Source organism: Gordonia desulfuricans NBRC 100010, assembly GCF_001485495.1.
GTDB lineage: Bacteria > Actinomycetota > Actinomycetes > Mycobacteriales > Mycobacteriaceae > Gordonia > Gordonia desulfuricans.
Window position 1 is genome coordinate 1 of sequence record NZ_BCNF01000171.1, and the last position, 13442, is coordinate 13442.

The following is a 13442-nucleotide window of genomic DNA, read 5'->3' on the forward strand; positions in this document are numbered from 1 at the left end:
CTGCACTCCGCGGTCGGAGTGGTGAATCAGCCCGGCCACATCCTGGCCGGCCCGCGAGCGTGCCCATAACCCCATGTCCAGGGCGTCGAGCGCGAGGTCGGTATGCATGGTGGTTGAGACCTGCCAGCCGACGACCATGCGGGAGAACACGTCGAGGATGAAGGCCGCGTACACCCAGCCGGAGTGGGTGCGGATGTAGGTCAGGTCGGCGACCCACAAGGTATTCGGCGCTTCTGCGGTGAACTGCCGTTTGACCCGATCGGCTGGCTGCGGCGTCTCGGCCCCCTCACTGCGTGTGGTCTTACGTGTCTTCAACCGCGGTATCCCTTGCAGCCCATCGGCTTTCATCAATCGCTCGACGGAGCAGCGGGCCACGTCGAACCCCTTTCTGCGTAGTTCGGCGTGTACTTTACGAGCACCGTAGACACCGAGGTTGTCGGCATGCACGGTGCGGATCTCACCGAGGATCTCGCGGTCACGGACCACTCGTGGTGCCTCGACTCGTCGAGAGCTCAGATGAGCTCGCACCGTGGACGGAGCGATCTGGGCGGCCGTATTGCGCAAGGCCGCGCAGATCGGATCGACTCCGTGTTCGTCACGGTGGGTCGCGACGAACTCCACGATCAACGCTGTGGGCGGTCGATCTCCGCCGCAAAAAAAGCCGAGGCCTGCTTCAAGATCGTGTTCGCCCGCCGCAGCTCACGGTTCTCCCGCTCCAGCTGCGCGATCCGCTCCGCATCGCTGGTCGTAGTTCCCGGACGCACGCCGCCGTCGATCTCGGCCTGCTTGACCCACGTCCGAAGCGCTTCAGGATGCACGCCGAGTTGGTCGCCGATCCGTTTGAGCGCACCCGGCCGCGTAGCCGGGTCCCGACGGGCCTCCACCGCCATCCGCGTTGCCCGCTCCTTCAGCTCAACGCTGTACTTCCGAGGTGCTGCCATGCTCTCTATCCTCCACAGGTTCGAGAGCCTCCGACAAACCCGGGGCGGTTCACACCGAAGCCTCAGTCGGGACCGGCACACCGGTGGCTTGCGGGTTGGCCTCGTCGGGAATCGTCGGATCGGGCGGGACGCCACGAGCTCGGCGGCGTTCGAGTACCTCGTCGAAGATCACCCGGCGCCTAGCTCGCAACCGACGAAGACGGAGCAGCCGCCACCCGGGGTCAGCGTCGGTGGCTCCCTGCAGCACGCACGTGTCCGAGATCCACAGGCCATCAAGCCCATCCGCCGACTCGAAAACGCACTTGGTGAGATCCATCCCGGCCAGCCTCACCCCGGCCACATGTGCCCGCTGCAACGACACACCCCGGCCGGCCCGGGGCCGGCGAACAGTTCCCTCAAGTACGTGTCGAGACGATAGTGCTCCAGAATGATTCCCAGGAACTCATCAAAGCGCATCACTGGAGACGGCTTCGCTACACGACCATTGTTGTCGAACAGTGGTGGTATCGACACGAATCTGTCAGCGAGTGCGGGCATCTCCATCGCTTCGATCAACGACCCCGGGGCCAGGTCCGCGGCGGTGAGATCAAGTCGCGCAGCGGCAAGCACCAGATGGAAGCGATGATTCGCTCGTAAACTCTGCCCCAACACCTTGCCCGCGACCAGCTCAACCCGGACCGGCACATCGAACACAGCCGCGCTCACATCGACAACGCCAGCGACAAGACCAACCGTGACCAGAGGCCCCGACCACACCGTCCCTACCAACTCAAGACGCCGAAAACGACAGCCGGACAGCTGCGCGCCGCCAGCAAAGATCGCGTCGGTGAACTTGGCGTCGCCGGTGAAGGTCGCGCGGTAGAACCCGGCGTCGCCGGTGAAGGTCGCGCGGTAGAACCCGGCGTCGCTGGTGAAGGTCGCGCGGTCGAACCCGGCGTCGCCGGTGAAGGTCGCGCGGTCGAACCTGGCGTCGCCGGTGAAGGTCGCGTCGGTGAACCTGGCGTCGCTGGTGAAGGTCGCGTCGGTGAACCCGGCGTCGCCGGTGAAGGTCGCGTGGTCGAACACGGCGACGCCGGTGAAGGTCGCGTCGTCGAACCTGGCGGCGCCGGTAAAGGTCGCGTGCTCGAACACGGCGTTGCCGGTGAAGATCGCGTGGTTGAACCTGGCGTCGCGGGTGAAGATCGCGTGCTCGAACCCGGCGTCGCGGGTGAAGGTCGCGCGGTCGAACCCGGCGTCGCGGGTGAAGGTCGCGTGGTTGAACCCGGCGTCGCGGGTGAAGGTCGCGTGTAAGAACACGGTGGTGTTGGTGAAGGTCGCGTGGTTGAACCCGGCGACGCCGGTGAAGGTCGCGCGGTCGAACCAGGCGCCACCGGTGAAGATCGCGTGGTTGAACCAGGCGTGGCCATCGACTATGCACTGGGTGAGGTTGATTGAGGGTAGCGAGGTGTTGTCGAGGTCGAGGTCGCCGTCGATGCGGGCACCGTATAGGGCTATCGGCGTGCCCAGCGTAAGCAGGAGGTGCTGGAGGAATCCTGCCCGCACCGTGCGATCGGATCCCCACGTTGCCGCGTCGTCGGGAGAGGGGGGCTCTGGTCTCGAACGTTCGTGCCGCGTGCGGAGGTCGACCGTGCCGCCGCCGGCCGATACCGCCTCTAGGAGTTGCCGTTCGGCATCAGTTGTCGCCTCGCCGTCCACCTGTGCCCTCCCACGCCCATCCGGTTCCATCCTCGACGTTCCCGCCGCGCAAAGACTCGATCGGGAGCGAAGTCACAAAGGGCAATCTAGTCCGGCGATGCGATCGAGGTGGTCCCAGACATTCGTCGAAGGTCTGTCCGCCGTAAACGAGGTCGGGCGTCTCCACGTGCCGGGCCGTAGATCACCTCGGCGCACTCCACCCCTCAGCGCTTCTAGCTCGGGGTCCGGTGTCACCCACCCGACCCTCGCCGACATCGCAGCCCCCGCCGACGCCACGAGCACCGTGATCTCCCAGGTAAGTGTCATCAAGTCCCAAGTAGGGTGTCAAAGTCTCAGTTGCGTTGTCACCCGACACCGATCACAACGAGAGAAGTAGGTCCGCCTGCATCTGTTGCAACATTACAGCTTTTACTGGACACCCTGCGTATCACTTCGATGCGTATTGCTGTGGTTGGTGCGCTCGAAATTGCGCATATCCGGCGATGTTAGGCGTTGCTGCGGCGTTCGATGAGGACGACGTCTCGCCAGTGGCCGTTGTGTTGGCCGATGCGTTCTCGTGTTCCGACGGTGCGGAATCCGTGGGCGTGGTGCAGTGCGAGGCTGGCGTGGTTCTCGGGGAAGATTCCTGTTTCGATGGTCCACACTCCTGCGGTTTCGGTGGAGTCGATGAGCGCTTGTAGGAGGGCTGTGCCGACGCCCTTGTCGGAGTGGTTGGGGTCGACGTACGAACTGTGTTCGATGACGCCGGTGTAGGCGCACAGGCTCGATGCCGGTGATGCGGCGATCCATCCGGTGACGTTGCCGTTGGGGTCGAGGGCAACGAATCGGTGGTCGGGTAGGTGATCGCGGTCGAACTCGGGCCAGGTTGGGGCGGCGGTCGCGAAGGTTGCGTTGCCGGTGTCGATGCCGGCTTGGTAGATCGCGAGGACTTGGGGTCCGTGTTCGGGCGCCATTGGTGCGATGACCGCGCGTGTTGTGTGGGGCTCGGTGGGGTTGCTGCTGGTGGTCACTGGTTTGGGTTCAGTTCGCTGCGCTGGGCGTGCAGGCGGTGCTCGTGTACCCAGTTGTGGGCGGCGATTTGGACGGCGTCCCATGGTGATCCCAGGGGTGGGGTGTAGGACAGGTCGAGTTCGCTGAGCGCTTCGACGGTCATGCCGTGGTGCAGGGCTGTGGCGTAGGTGTCGATCCGTTTGGCGATTTCGGCGGTGCGGTGGCCGATGAGTTGGGCTCCGAGCAGTGTGCCGGTCTTCTGGTCGGCGGTGATGCGGATGTTGATCGGGGTGGCGCCTGGGTAGTAGGCCTTGTGGTCATCGGGTGTCGAGGTGGTCGATACCGGTGTCCAGCCGCGGTCGGCTGTGAGGGCTTCGGCTTCTTTGAGCCCGGTGCGGGCGGCGACGAGGTCGAAGATTTTGACGACTTGGGTTCCGAGGGAGCCGGTGTAGCGGGCGGTTCCGCCGAGGGCGTTTTCACCAGCGACGCGGCCCTGCTTGTGTGCGGTTGTTCCGAGTGGGAGCCAGGTGATGCCGAGTTGGCGGTGGTGGGTGTGGACGGCGTCGCCGGCGGCGAAGACGTCCGGCAGGTTGGTGCGCATCTGTTCGTCGACTGCGATGGTGTTCTTGATTCCGAGGTTGGCGCCGGCGGCGGCGGCGAGGTCGGTGTCGGGGCGCACGCCGACCACGACGAGCACGAGGTCGGCGGTGAGGTGGTCGGTGTGGCCGTCGCTCGCGGTGGTGACGGTCAGGTCGCCGTTGTCGGCGCGGTCGATGGCGGTGACCAGGGTGTTGGTGAGTACGTCGACTCGGTTGCGGACCAGTTCGTCGTGGACGAGGGTGCCGAGTTCTGGTTCGACGGTGGGGAGGACTTCGGGGAGGGCTTCGATCTGGGTGACGGCTAGGCCTCGGGTGGTGAGCCCTTCGGCCATCTCCAGGCCTATGTAGCCGGCACCGATGATGATCGCGGTCTTCGGGTCGGTGGTGGTCAGGGTGTTCATGACGGCGAAGGTGTCGTCCATCGAGTGCAGGAGGTGAACGCCGTCGTCAGGGCCTAGTTGGTCGAGGCCGGTGATCGGTGGCCGCACTGAGACCGCGCCGGTCCCGACGATGAGGGCGTCATAGTCGAGGTCTCGTGAGACACCGTCGGGCCCGGTGACGGTGAGGCGGTGCCCGGCGGTGTCGATCGCGGTGGCCCGGGTGTCGGTATGAACGGTCATGCCGGTGGCGGCGAGGTCGGCGGCGGTGCGGTGGGCGAGGTTGCTCCAGTGCGTAACTTCGCCGGAGACGTAGTACGGGATGCCGCAGATGGAGAAGTTCGGGTAGGCGTCGGCGACGACGACGGTGACCTCGCTGGTTGGGTCGAGCTCGCGAGCCCGCAGTGCGGCGGAGATTCCGGCGTCTGATCCGCCGATAGCGATGATCTTGCGTGCAGGCATGGGTGTCGGTTCCTTCCGAAGGGACACGGGGTATGTGAGGTAGAGCAGGGCACCGCGCTGGTGGGAGAAGTCGCGGGAGCGTGCGGGCAGACCGATCAGCGTCGGTCAGGTAGTGGCAGGTAGGAGCTCGGCGAGGAGGTCGCGGACGCGGTAGTTGAGGTCGTCGCGGATCAGACGAACGGTCTCGATGGGGTGGTTGTCGGGGTCGGCGACTTGCCAGTCCAGGTACCGCTTGCCCGGGTAGATCGGGCAGGCGTCGCCGCAGCCCATGGAGATCACGACGTCCGCGGCCGCGACCACATCGTCGGTGAGCGGCTTGGGGAACTCGGCGGCGAGATCAAGGCCGATCTCCCTCATGGCTCGCTCGACGATCGGGTTGATGTCCGCCGCGGGTAGAGACCCGGCTGAACGTACGTGCACTCGTCCTGACGCGTGGTGGGTCAGGAGCGCGGCGGCCATCTGTGAGCGGCCAGCGTTGTGGACGCAGATGAACAGCACTTCGGGCACGGTCGTGGTGGTTGCGCCGGTGGACTGCGCTAGGGCGGCGAGGCGTTCTGCGGCGAACCTGCCTGTCAGGGTCACCAGGTGAGTGTGGATGCGGGACGTGCGCCGCAGCGCGGTGTAGGACTCGAATACGACCCGTTCGACGGTCTGTTCGGACACGATCCCGCGGTACTGGGCGGCGAGCCTCTCCGCGGTTCGCGATAGCAGGGCTTGGGGCATCAGCAGATCTGGTGTCCCGGCTGATTCGGTCGTGGCGTCGGCGTTCATCAGGCTTCTCCCGGTTCGTAGATCCCGACCCGCTCCGGCGCTAGCGCGCGGTGAGTTCGGCTGCCAGCGCGGTGACGCGGGCAGCGATATCGTCGCGGACCAGGCGCATCCGTTCGATCCCGTCGATTCCGCGCTCGGACGGTTCATCGGTGTCCCAGTTGATCAACCTGACCCCGGCAGGGGCGTCGACCACGGCTTCGCGGCCGAGGGTGACCACCAGGTCGACGCGGGCGAGCAACTCGGGATCGATGGGTTTGGGAGTCTCGCCGGTGATGTCGATGCCGACTTCGGTCAGGCTCTCGGCAGACAGCCCGTTGACTGCGGTGCCGGGTTTGGTTCCAGCCGAGTGCACCTCGACGGCCTCGCCGACGGCCTTGCCCATCAGGCCGGCGGCCATCTGAGACTTGCCGCCGTTCTTCACACACACGAACAGCACACTCGGTGCGGCCGCGTTCTCGGTGATCGTCAGGTTGTCGGGCATCAGTTCATGCTCCTAGAAGAGTCCGCGGAAGCGGAGGTAGAGGACGGGGTGAGGGGGAAGCGTTTGCGTAGGGCGAGGGAGACATAGACCAGGCCGACCAGCACGGGGACCTCGATCAACGGGCCGACTACGCCGGCGAGGGCTTGGCCAGAGGTCGCGCCGTAGGTGGCGATCGCGACGGCGATGGCGAGTTCGAAGTTGTTGCCTGCCGCGGTGAACGCAAGCGTGGTGGTGCGTTCGTAGCCCAGGCCCATGACTGCGCCTAGGAGGTAGCCGCCGCCCCACATCACTGCGAAGTAGACCAACAGTGGCACGGCGATGCGGACGACGTCCCAGGGACGGGAGGTGATCTGTTCGCCCTGCAGGGCGAAGAGGATGACGATCGTGAACAGCAGTCCGTAGAGTGCCCACGGCCCGATCTTGGGCAGGAACTTCGCTTCGTACCAGTCGCGGCCCTTGGTCTTCTCGCCGATCCGGCGTGACAGGTACCCGGCGAGCAGTGGGATGCCGAGGAAGATCAGCACCGACTTGGCGATCTGCCACGGAGAGGTGCTGATAGTCGTCTGTTCCAGGCCCAGCCAGCCCGGCAGGATTGAGAGGTAGAACCAACCCAGGACGGCGAACATGATCACCTGGAACACCGAGTTGAGGGCCACCAGGACAGCTGCTGCCTCACGATCGCCGCAGGCAAGATCGTTCCAGATGATCACCATGGCGATGCATCGTGCGAGGCCGACGATGATCAGGCCGGTGCGGTACTCGGGCAGGTCGGGCAGGAAGATCCAGGCGAGGGCGAACATGAGCGCTGGGCCGAGCACCCAGTTCAGTAGCAGCGATCCCAGCAGTAGTTTGCGATCCCCGGTGACGGTGTCGAGGCGGTCGTAGCGCACCTTGGACAGGACCGGGTACATCATGATCAACAGGCCCAGGGCGATCGGCAGTGAAACGCCGTCGACCTGGATCTTCTCCAATGCGGTGTTCAGTCCAGGGATCATCCGACCCAGCAGCAGACCGGCGACCATGGCGACGCCGATCCACACCGGCAAGAACCGGTCCAGAGTCGAGAGCTTGCCGACGACCGGCTGATGCCCGGCCGTCGGGGTGGGGCTGGTCACGAGTGAACCTCCATCGAGGTAGCGAGCTCGCCGGACTGCAGGATGCCGGCGAGCGAGGACAGAACATCGGGGACAACGCGGTAGTACACCCACGACGCGCGGCGCTCAGACTCGAGCAAACCGGCGTTCTTGAGGACCTTCAGGTGATGGGAGATCGTCGGTTGCGAAACGTCGACGGCCGGGGAGATGTCACACACGCACGCCTCACCGCCCTCGTGGCTGGCGATCAAGCTGAACAGTCGCAACCGGATCGGGTCGGCGAGCGCCTTGAACACCACAGCAAGATCAACCGACTGCCGCTCCGAGAGGGGCTCACGCACCAACGGCGAGCACCGCACAGTGACATCGGTCAACGGAATCGAGTTCGACATACATCGATATTGACAGATATCAATACTGGTCGCAAGGGTGCATGCAGTCCACGTTCGACACGAGACTGGTCGCCACCCGAACATCGGGTGGCGACCAGCCTGGCGCCCTAAGAGAAGGTTGCGTTCAGCAGCAGTTCGCCGCGGGAGTGCAGCATGCCGCGGACGTAGATTCGCCGGCGGGGACCGCGGCAGCGACCGGTTCGCCGTTGAACGTCTCAGCGTCGGCCAACACGGTGTAGACCTCCCACCGCTCGGCGTCGGGAGCGGTGACCCACACTTTGTCCTGAGTGGCAAAGCAGCAGGTTGCTCCGATCTCCTCTTCGGTGAACAGCTTCTCTGCGGTGAATCGGGCGATCTCGGCGTGCACCTTCTCGCTGGAGTCGACCTCTACGCCGAGGTGATTGATGCTGCCGCCCTGGCCGGGGTTCTCCAGGAGCACCAACTTCAGTGCGGGCTCAGTGACGGCGAAGTTGGCGTAGCCCGGCTTGACCTTCGCCGGGCCGACGCCGAACAGCTTGGTGTAGAAGGCGATCGACTGGTCGAGATCGTCGACGTTGAGGGCGAGTTGGACGCGTGACATGAGATCCTCCAAGGATTCGACATACATCAAAAGTGTTGCGCCTCAAGTTCTAGACCAGAGTTTGACATATGTCAACGGATGGGTAGGTTGGGGTCATGCCCAAGACGCTCCCTGTGGTCGATATCAGCGCTCCGATCTGCTGTGCACCGATCTCCGCAGGTCCGATGGAAGCCGATGCGGCACTTGAGCTGGCGCTCCGACTCAAGGCGCTGGCCGATCCGGCGCGAATTCAGCTGGTCTCCATCCTCATGGGCGCCCGACCAGGTGCGATCAGCACCAGTGATCTCGCCGAGGCTCTCGCACTCTCGGCGGGTACGGTGAGCCACCACCTCGGTCAACTCAAAAAGGCAGGCCTTGTCAGCTCCGAGCGTCGAGGCGTGAACGTCCTGCATCGCGCCGAACCGGACGCACTGGAAGCACTTCGAGGCGTCCTGAACACATGCTGCTAGCCGGCCTGATCGGCATAGCGGTCGCTACTTGGAAAGACCGGCCTGACCATGGCCGCCACCGGTGGCGTCTGGCTATCTCACCCAGTGATCACTAGGGGACTGATCTCTGAGACGTCGGTGGTCGTGCGGGCCAATTCGAGGTCGTAGTGCACCTGCATGTTGAGCCAGAAAGCATCGGACTGACCGAAGAGTCGGCCGAGGCGAATCGAGGTGTCCGGGCTGATGCCGCGGCGCCCGAGGATGATGTCGTTGATGCGGCCTGCCGAGACGTGGATTGCCGCGGCGAGCCCGCGCTGGGAGAGCCCGTATTCGGGCAGGTAGTCTTTCGCGAGCGTTTCGCCGGGATGGATGGGTGCGAAGTTGGCCATTAGAGCCCTCCAAGTCAGGTCGGCGACAATCGAGGATCTCCACGTCGAATGTATCGCGTACCGGCACACGGTACACCCTGCGGACTTAGTCGGTACCTTTGCGTGGACCCTGTGACGTCGCGGTTGGTGTTGCACTCGTGACCGGTCAGCGGATTCGTCGGCCCGCGTAGCGCGCCCATGTCTCGCCGGATCGTTCGGCGTGATGGAACGCGACCTGGTGGCTGTAGCCAAGAGCGTCGGCGACGATCGGAGGAGGGCACTCTAGGACGAGGTCGTCGAGTGCGCTGTTGCGGGCACCGAGGTTACTCATGCCGATCAGGCGCAGGCGGTGCATGATCGTGTCCGGATGTAGGTGATCTCCGGCGTGCGTGCCGGGGAACAACCAGGGATTGCCGTGTCCGCTGGTGCGTAGGTTCGTGCGACGGGCGAGCAGGTCACGGACGAGTTGAGCGAACGGTTCAGGCACATCAACAGGGTGCTTGCCGAACGTGATCGCCATCGGAGTGCCGTCGACGATCGATGATGTCTGCAGTCGGACAATGCTTCTCAGCGGCTGCGCATACAGGAGAATCAGGACCCCGGCGACCCTGTAGGGGAGCGTTTCACTCTCGCCGGTAAGTAGTTCCCTGATCCAGGCGATCCTCTGTTCTTGGGTCAGCGATGGCGACGTCTTTGGAGCCCGGTGGCCGAGCTGCACGGTGGCGTTGAGCCTGTCTCGTTTGCACACGACCAGGAACGTTCGGATGGTGTATCGCGTCGTTGGTCCTGTTGCGATCCATTGGTCGACGTCGCGCTGTGTACAGGTCTCGATCGTGCGTCCGTAGGTGGACCACAACCAGCTCAGGAACTTGACGGTCTCGGTGATCTCTTGTTTCGCCGATCGCACCGACGGCTGGGTATCGCCGCCGGCATCGGCGATCGCGCGAATCCGCCGCAGATGGTGCCACGTCGCAAAGTGGCGAGCGGGCCTGGCGACCTCAGCAGGTAGATCGATGAGCTTGTCGTCGATCCACTGTTCGAAACGTGGTAGCCACCGATCTCGAGGTGGCAGTAAGCCGTGGTGCTCCATCACGTTCCGCAGATGCTCAGCCGCCCGACCGGGCCGAGTGTCCAAACCCTCGTGGGTGGCGGCGATTGTGCCGGTCGCTAGCCCGTGCAGCAGTTCCTGGACTTTCGGTGACCGTTTCCAGATCAGCGTCGACTCGGGCCGCTTGGCGGCGCAGAGGGCGTCGACCAGGCCAACGAGAAGCGGGTCCGACGGCGGCCCACCCATGATTTCGTGCAGGTCGTCACGCACCGCGCAGCGAGCGCAGATCGTCCCGCGGTGGTGACCGGACTCCTCTCCACAGCGGCTGCACCGAAAGTCGTCGACGATACCCGCACACGGTCCACACACTGGCGTGCCGTCGGGGAGAGGCGGGCCCGGAAGGAGCCGTTCGGCGCCGCATACTGGGCACGTCCCGTGAGTGTGGATTGCGGTGAACCAGCAGGTGAAGCAGATTCTGCCTTCGGGCCAGTGCGCCTGCGTCCGTGTGGTCGATCTACCGCAACGATCGCACACCCACGGTCCATACGTCATTCGTGGCCGGCCGCGTACTGGCCGATAGGGGACTAGGCCGTCAGGTTCCATCCGGTACTCACCTCACATCGTGGCTGCTACTCGTCGAGGATGTTGGCCCGCCGTGGACGAACCGCGCGGTCCAACCGCACAACGTTCGGGCCGGCATTGGCGGCTCGGTGGTGCTCGCGAGCATTGACGGCGGTGACTGTGAGAAGGGCGTCTGGGCCGCACCCGAAGATGTCGCACAACGCCGACATCAACTGCAACGACACCCGCTCAGGTCGCTGGTTGACCAGCCGATAGACCTGGGGGCGGGACAACATGATGTCGCGTTCGGCGAGCAAAGGGATCAAGTCCGTGGTCGTGTTCATTCCGCGCGCAGCCATCAACTCCGCCAGCCGCCACGTGTAATCGACCTTGCGTTTCATTCGGGAGTGCCCTTCGTCGTGCTGTCCAATGCCTTCGTCACCGTCCGGTCCAACACCGACCTCAACGTCGACCGCCGAAAGTCGTCCGAGGTGAACTGATAGATCCCCGTAGTCGAGGCGTACTCGTGGCCCATCTGGTCCTGCACGAACCGGGGATCCCACCCATCCTCGAGTAGATGGGTGGCGTACGACCGCCGAAACGAATGCAAATCCACTCCGTCGGGGGTACCGAGATCAACGCAGTAGCGCCGTACACGACGAAGGAGCGTCGACCCCACCACCAGACCACCTCGTTCGCTGCAGAACAGATCAAGGCTGTCGGGATCGCCTCGCCCGTTTGCGATCCAATCCTCGATGATCGGAGGTGTCCACCGCCACACAGTCAACACCGACCGGGGTTTCGGCGGTGATCCGCGGAACGCCTTGCCGTAGCGGACCTTGCACACCCCGAACTTCCCGAACTCGCGAGCATGAGGATTGCGGGCGAAGTCCACCAGTTGTAGGTGAGTAAGCTCGTTGAACCGCAAACCGTAGGCATACGCGACCTTCATCATCGCGGCGTCCCGGTAGGCCGCCTGCCAGCCCTTCTTGCTAGTTGCACCGATCCGAGCGACCTCATCGTCCGCGTACTCAAACAAGGCCTGAAGCTCCTCCTTGGTGTACGGGCGCTTGCTCGCCCGGCCGTCGTACTCCTGGACGTGGCTCGCTGTGTTCCAAGCAGAAAAGACCTGCGCCGGGTACGCGTCGAACAGTTGCTCGCAGACGCGGTCCCACCCGTAGTCGGGGTTGCAGATGTACGAACAGAATGCCCGCAGTGAACTGTGGTAGCCACGCAACGTCGCGTGCGTCACGTGACGAACCGACCGAAGGTCCGCAGAGAACTCCTCAACCATCACCGGCGACCAGTTCCACGGCTCCTCATTCGAGTGCTCAATGAACCTCTGCACACAGCGCACACGCCGATCGATCGTGGAGAACTGCAGATTCCTGGACAACTGCTGGTTCCGCCATCCGTCGAGCATCAACTCGACGACACGTTCCTCGGGCCGCAGAAGCGGCACAGATTCGACCAGATGCACTCGGCCGACCTCATCGATCTGCATCGGAACCTCCACCAGAATCGGATTCATCTGATGATTCAATGATGCATCCAATGAGACGGTAGGTCAATACCCGCAGGTCAATCGAGCGCCGCAATCAAGCAAGCCGGCGGCCGGCGTGACCGCAGCTCGTCCGACTGTCGACACCCGGCATGGCTGAACGGGCATGTATACGCAGGTCACGACGCGATAAGATGAAACACGATCCACCCGGCGTGGGGGATTCGGGGTGATTCATCTGATGCAATACGCAGGGTTCAGGTTGACATAATCGTCGTTATCGGCGTATTCCGTTGTGATGCAACATCTTTCGCAGATGCGGCCAATGTCCGATCCCAGAAAAAGGTGAGAGTAATCCAGGAAAACATGAGAGTTGACCGACATTCGGCCTGAATCCATGAAGACCTGAGAGTGCACGCGCACCGCGCCGGCGACCGAGCTGATGAGCCCTCATTGCCCTTGCCTGAGCCCGGATCTGTATACGCGCGTTTCGTCACCGTGACGCATTGGTGAGACGTATTGCCCTGTAGGACAACGGTTTACGTACAAATATGTGGATAATCGTGATTATCCACATATTGTGCTGCCCGCCTCCGGGTGGTGGTCAGCCGGCGTCTTTCGGGCGGTCGACGAGTCCAAGGCGTAGGTGTTCCGAGTGGTAGACGGCCTCGTCGAGCAGCTGCGCGACATGAGTGTCGTACAGGCTGTAGGTGATCGAGCGGCCGGCGCGTGCACCGACGACAAGACCAAGGTTGCGTAGCAGCCGCAGTTGGTGAGAGACCGCGGACTGCTCCATGCCGATCGAGTCGGCGAGATCCGTCGGACCACCAGTCGTCCTTCAACCCGTTCGGCGATCTTCCGGGAACGGAACGCGACGAAGGGCACCTCGGCGACCTCGGCCTTCGAGATCCACCCGCCCGTGACCTCGTCACGGATCGCGTTCGGGTACTCGATTGTCTCCCACCCGTCCTCGGGGATCGTCGCGATCGCCGTCTTCACCGCGGGGTCCATCCGAACGGTGATGGACACGTCCGCGCCGGCCTTGATCGCGGTGCCGATGGTGGCGTGGCCGTAGAACGCGGAGTCCGCCCGCAGCAACGGCCGAACACTGCTGCCCAGGTCCATGCGGCGAAGCGTGGCGAGGGTGTCGGCGA

At 64.0% G+C, this 13442-nt stretch carries 16 protein-coding genes, 2 pseudogenes and 1 other annotated feature; of the genes and pseudogenes, 1 reads left to right on the forward strand and 17 read right to left on the reverse strand.

The window, feature by feature from the left end; all coding sequences use genetic code 11:
• The 11 genes from GD1_RS24875 to GD1_RS22590 form a co-directional block, all read right to left on the reverse strand.
• Positions 1 to 621: IS3 family transposase (locus GD1_RS24875; protein ID WP_169798215.1), on the reverse strand; the 621-nt coding region annotated here is incomplete at its 3' end.
• Positions 535 to 663, reverse strand: a sequence feature (AL1L pseudoknot). (Overlaps the previous gene by 87 nt.)
• The gene (locus GD1_RS22545; RefSeq protein ID WP_059039708.1) at positions 624 to 941 is read right to left on the reverse strand and encodes a transposase; all 318 of its coding nucleotides are present in this window, start codon (positions 939 to 941) and stop codon (positions 624 to 626) included. Its footprint overlaps the feature before it by 40 nt.
• 49 nt (positions 942 to 990) lie before the next feature.
• Positions 991 to 1257, reverse strand: coding sequence for a hypothetical protein (locus GD1_RS22550; RefSeq protein ID WP_157079591.1), 267 nt, complete (start codon positions 1255 to 1257; stop codon positions 991 to 993).
• An 11-nt stretch (positions 1258 to 1268) separates the two neighbouring features.
• Positions 1269 to 2636, reverse strand: coding sequence for a pentapeptide repeat-containing protein (locus GD1_RS22555; RefSeq protein WP_162128908.1), 1368 nt, complete (start codon positions 2634 to 2636; stop codon positions 1269 to 1271).
• Positions 2637 to 3121: 485 nt separating this feature from the next.
• Entirely contained in the window at positions 3122 to 3589 is a 468-nt protein-coding gene (locus tag GD1_RS22560) for a GNAT family N-acetyltransferase (protein WP_059039713.1), read from the reverse strand.
• A gap of 53 nt (positions 3590 to 3642) precedes the next feature.
• Positions 3643 to 5064 carry an FAD-dependent oxidoreductase gene (locus tag GD1_RS22565; RefSeq protein WP_059039715.1) on the reverse strand — a complete coding sequence of 474 codons (1422 nt, stop codon included), beginning with the start codon at positions 5062 to 5064 and terminating at the stop codon, positions 3643 to 3645.
• A gap of 105 nt (positions 5065 to 5169) precedes the next feature.
• The gene (locus GD1_RS22570; RefSeq protein WP_059039716.1) at positions 5170 to 5835 is read right to left on the reverse strand and encodes an arsenate reductase/protein-tyrosine-phosphatase family protein; all 666 of its coding nucleotides are present in this window, start codon (positions 5833 to 5835) and stop codon (positions 5170 to 5172) included.
• Positions 5836 to 5875: 40 nt separating this feature from the next.
• Positions 5876 to 6316, reverse strand: a complete 441-nt coding sequence (locus GD1_RS22575) for an arsenate-mycothiol transferase ArsC (protein ID WP_059039718.1) — start codon at positions 6314 to 6316, stop codon at positions 5876 to 5878.
• Entirely contained in the window at positions 6316 to 7431 is a 1116-nt protein-coding gene (arsB, locus tag GD1_RS22580) for an ACR3 family arsenite efflux transporter (RefSeq protein ID WP_059039721.1), read from the reverse strand. The genes GD1_RS22575 and arsB overlap by 1 nt, the downstream gene beginning before the upstream one ends.
• Positions 7428 to 7802, reverse strand: coding sequence for an ArsR/SmtB family transcription factor (locus GD1_RS22585; RefSeq protein WP_157079593.1), 375 nt, complete (start codon positions 7800 to 7802; stop codon positions 7428 to 7430). The genes arsB and GD1_RS22585 overlap by 4 nt, the downstream gene beginning before the upstream one ends.
• Before the next feature lie 124 nt (positions 7803 to 7926).
• Positions 7927 to 8382 carry an ArsI/CadI family heavy metal resistance metalloenzyme gene (locus GD1_RS22590; RefSeq protein ID WP_059039731.1) on the reverse strand — a complete coding sequence of 152 codons (456 nt, stop codon included), beginning with the start codon at positions 8380 to 8382 and terminating at the stop codon, positions 7927 to 7929.
• A 95-nt stretch (positions 8383 to 8477) separates the two neighbouring features.
• Between GD1_RS22590 and GD1_RS24505 the strand changes: the two genes are divergently transcribed.
• Positions 8478 to 8831, forward strand: a complete 354-nt coding sequence (locus GD1_RS24505; RefSeq protein ID WP_083534631.1) for an Rv2640c family ArsR-like transcriptional regulator — start codon at positions 8478 to 8480, stop codon at positions 8829 to 8831.
• A gap of 77 nt (positions 8832 to 8908) precedes the next feature.
• Here GD1_RS24505 and GD1_RS22600 read toward each other — a convergent pair whose 3' ends face one another.
• The 6 genes and pseudogenes from GD1_RS22600 to GD1_RS25565 all read right to left on the reverse strand — a co-directional run.
• A complete protein-coding gene (locus GD1_RS22600) occupies positions 8909 to 9199 on the reverse strand; it encodes a HigA family addiction module antitoxin (RefSeq protein ID WP_059039725.1) in 291 nt (96 codons plus the stop codon).
• 145 nt (positions 9200 to 9344) lie between these two features.
• Positions 9345 to 10496 carry a site-specific integrase gene (locus GD1_RS25560; RefSeq protein ID WP_307190367.1) on the reverse strand — a complete coding sequence of 384 codons (1152 nt, stop codon included), beginning with the start codon at positions 10494 to 10496 and terminating at the stop codon, positions 9345 to 9347.
• A 359-nt stretch (positions 10497 to 10855) separates the two neighbouring features.
• A complete protein-coding gene (locus tag GD1_RS22610; protein WP_059039727.1) occupies positions 10856 to 11188 on the reverse strand; it encodes a helix-turn-helix domain-containing protein in 333 nt (110 codons plus the stop codon).
• A complete protein-coding gene (locus tag GD1_RS22615) occupies positions 11185 to 12291 on the reverse strand; it encodes a tyrosine-type recombinase/integrase (RefSeq protein ID WP_059039735.1) in 1107 nt (368 codons plus the stop codon). The genes GD1_RS22610 and GD1_RS22615 overlap by 4 nt, the downstream gene beginning before the upstream one ends.
• Positions 12292 to 12892: 601 nt before the next feature.
• Positions 12893 to 13108 (reverse strand): annotated as a pseudogene (locus GD1_RS22620) (ArsR/SmtB family transcription factor); the annotation flags it as partial.
• Positions 13102 to 13442, reverse strand: a pseudogene (locus GD1_RS25565) (IS1380 family transposase); the annotation flags it as partial. The pseudogenes GD1_RS25565 and GD1_RS22620, both read right to left, overlap by 7 nt.

Bases quoted from the DNA above. Each gene is read 5' to 3' on its own strand.
- GD1_RS22545 (WP_059039708.1), bottom strand. From the start codon at position 941: ATGGCAGCACCTCGGAAGTACAGCGTTGAGCTGAAGGAGCGGGCAACG.
- GD1_RS22550 (WP_157079591.1), bottom strand. From the start codon at position 1,257: ATGGATCTCACCAAGTGCGTTTTCGAGTCGGCGGATGGGCTTGATGGC.
- GD1_RS22560 (WP_059039713.1), bottom strand. From the start codon at position 3,589: ATGGCGCCCGAACACGGACCCCAAGTCCTCGCGATCTACCAAGCCGGC.
- GD1_RS22565 (WP_059039715.1), bottom strand. From the start codon at position 5,064: ATGCCTGCACGCAAGATCATCGCTATCGGCGGATCAGACGCCGGAATC.
- GD1_RS22570 (WP_059039716.1), bottom strand. From the start codon at position 5,835: ATGAACGCCGACGCCACGACCGAATCAGCCGGGACACCAGATCTGCTG.
- GD1_RS22575 (WP_059039718.1), bottom strand. From the start codon at position 6,316: ATGCCCGACAACCTGACGATCACCGAGAACGCGGCCGCACCGAGTGTG.
- GD1_RS22585 (WP_157079593.1), bottom strand. From the start codon at position 7,802: ATGTCGAACTCGATTCCGTTGACCGATGTCACTGTGCGGTGCTCGCCG.
- GD1_RS22590 (WP_059039731.1), bottom strand. From the start codon at position 8,382: ATGTCACGCGTCCAACTCGCCCTCAACGTCGACGATCTCGACCAGTCG.
- GD1_RS24505 (WP_083534631.1), top strand. From the start codon at position 8,478: ATGCCCAAGACGCTCCCTGTGGTCGATATCAGCGCTCCGATCTGCTGT.
- GD1_RS22600 (WP_059039725.1), bottom strand. From the start codon at position 9,199: ATGGCCAACTTCGCACCCATCCATCCCGGCGAAACGCTCGCGAAAGAC.
- GD1_RS22610 (WP_059039727.1), bottom strand. From the start codon at position 11,188: ATGAAACGCAAGGTCGATTACACGTGGCGGCTGGCGGAGTTGATGGCT.
- GD1_RS22615 (WP_059039735.1), bottom strand. From the start codon at position 12,291: ATGCAGATCGATGAGGTCGGCCGAGTGCATCTGGTCGAATCTGTGCCG.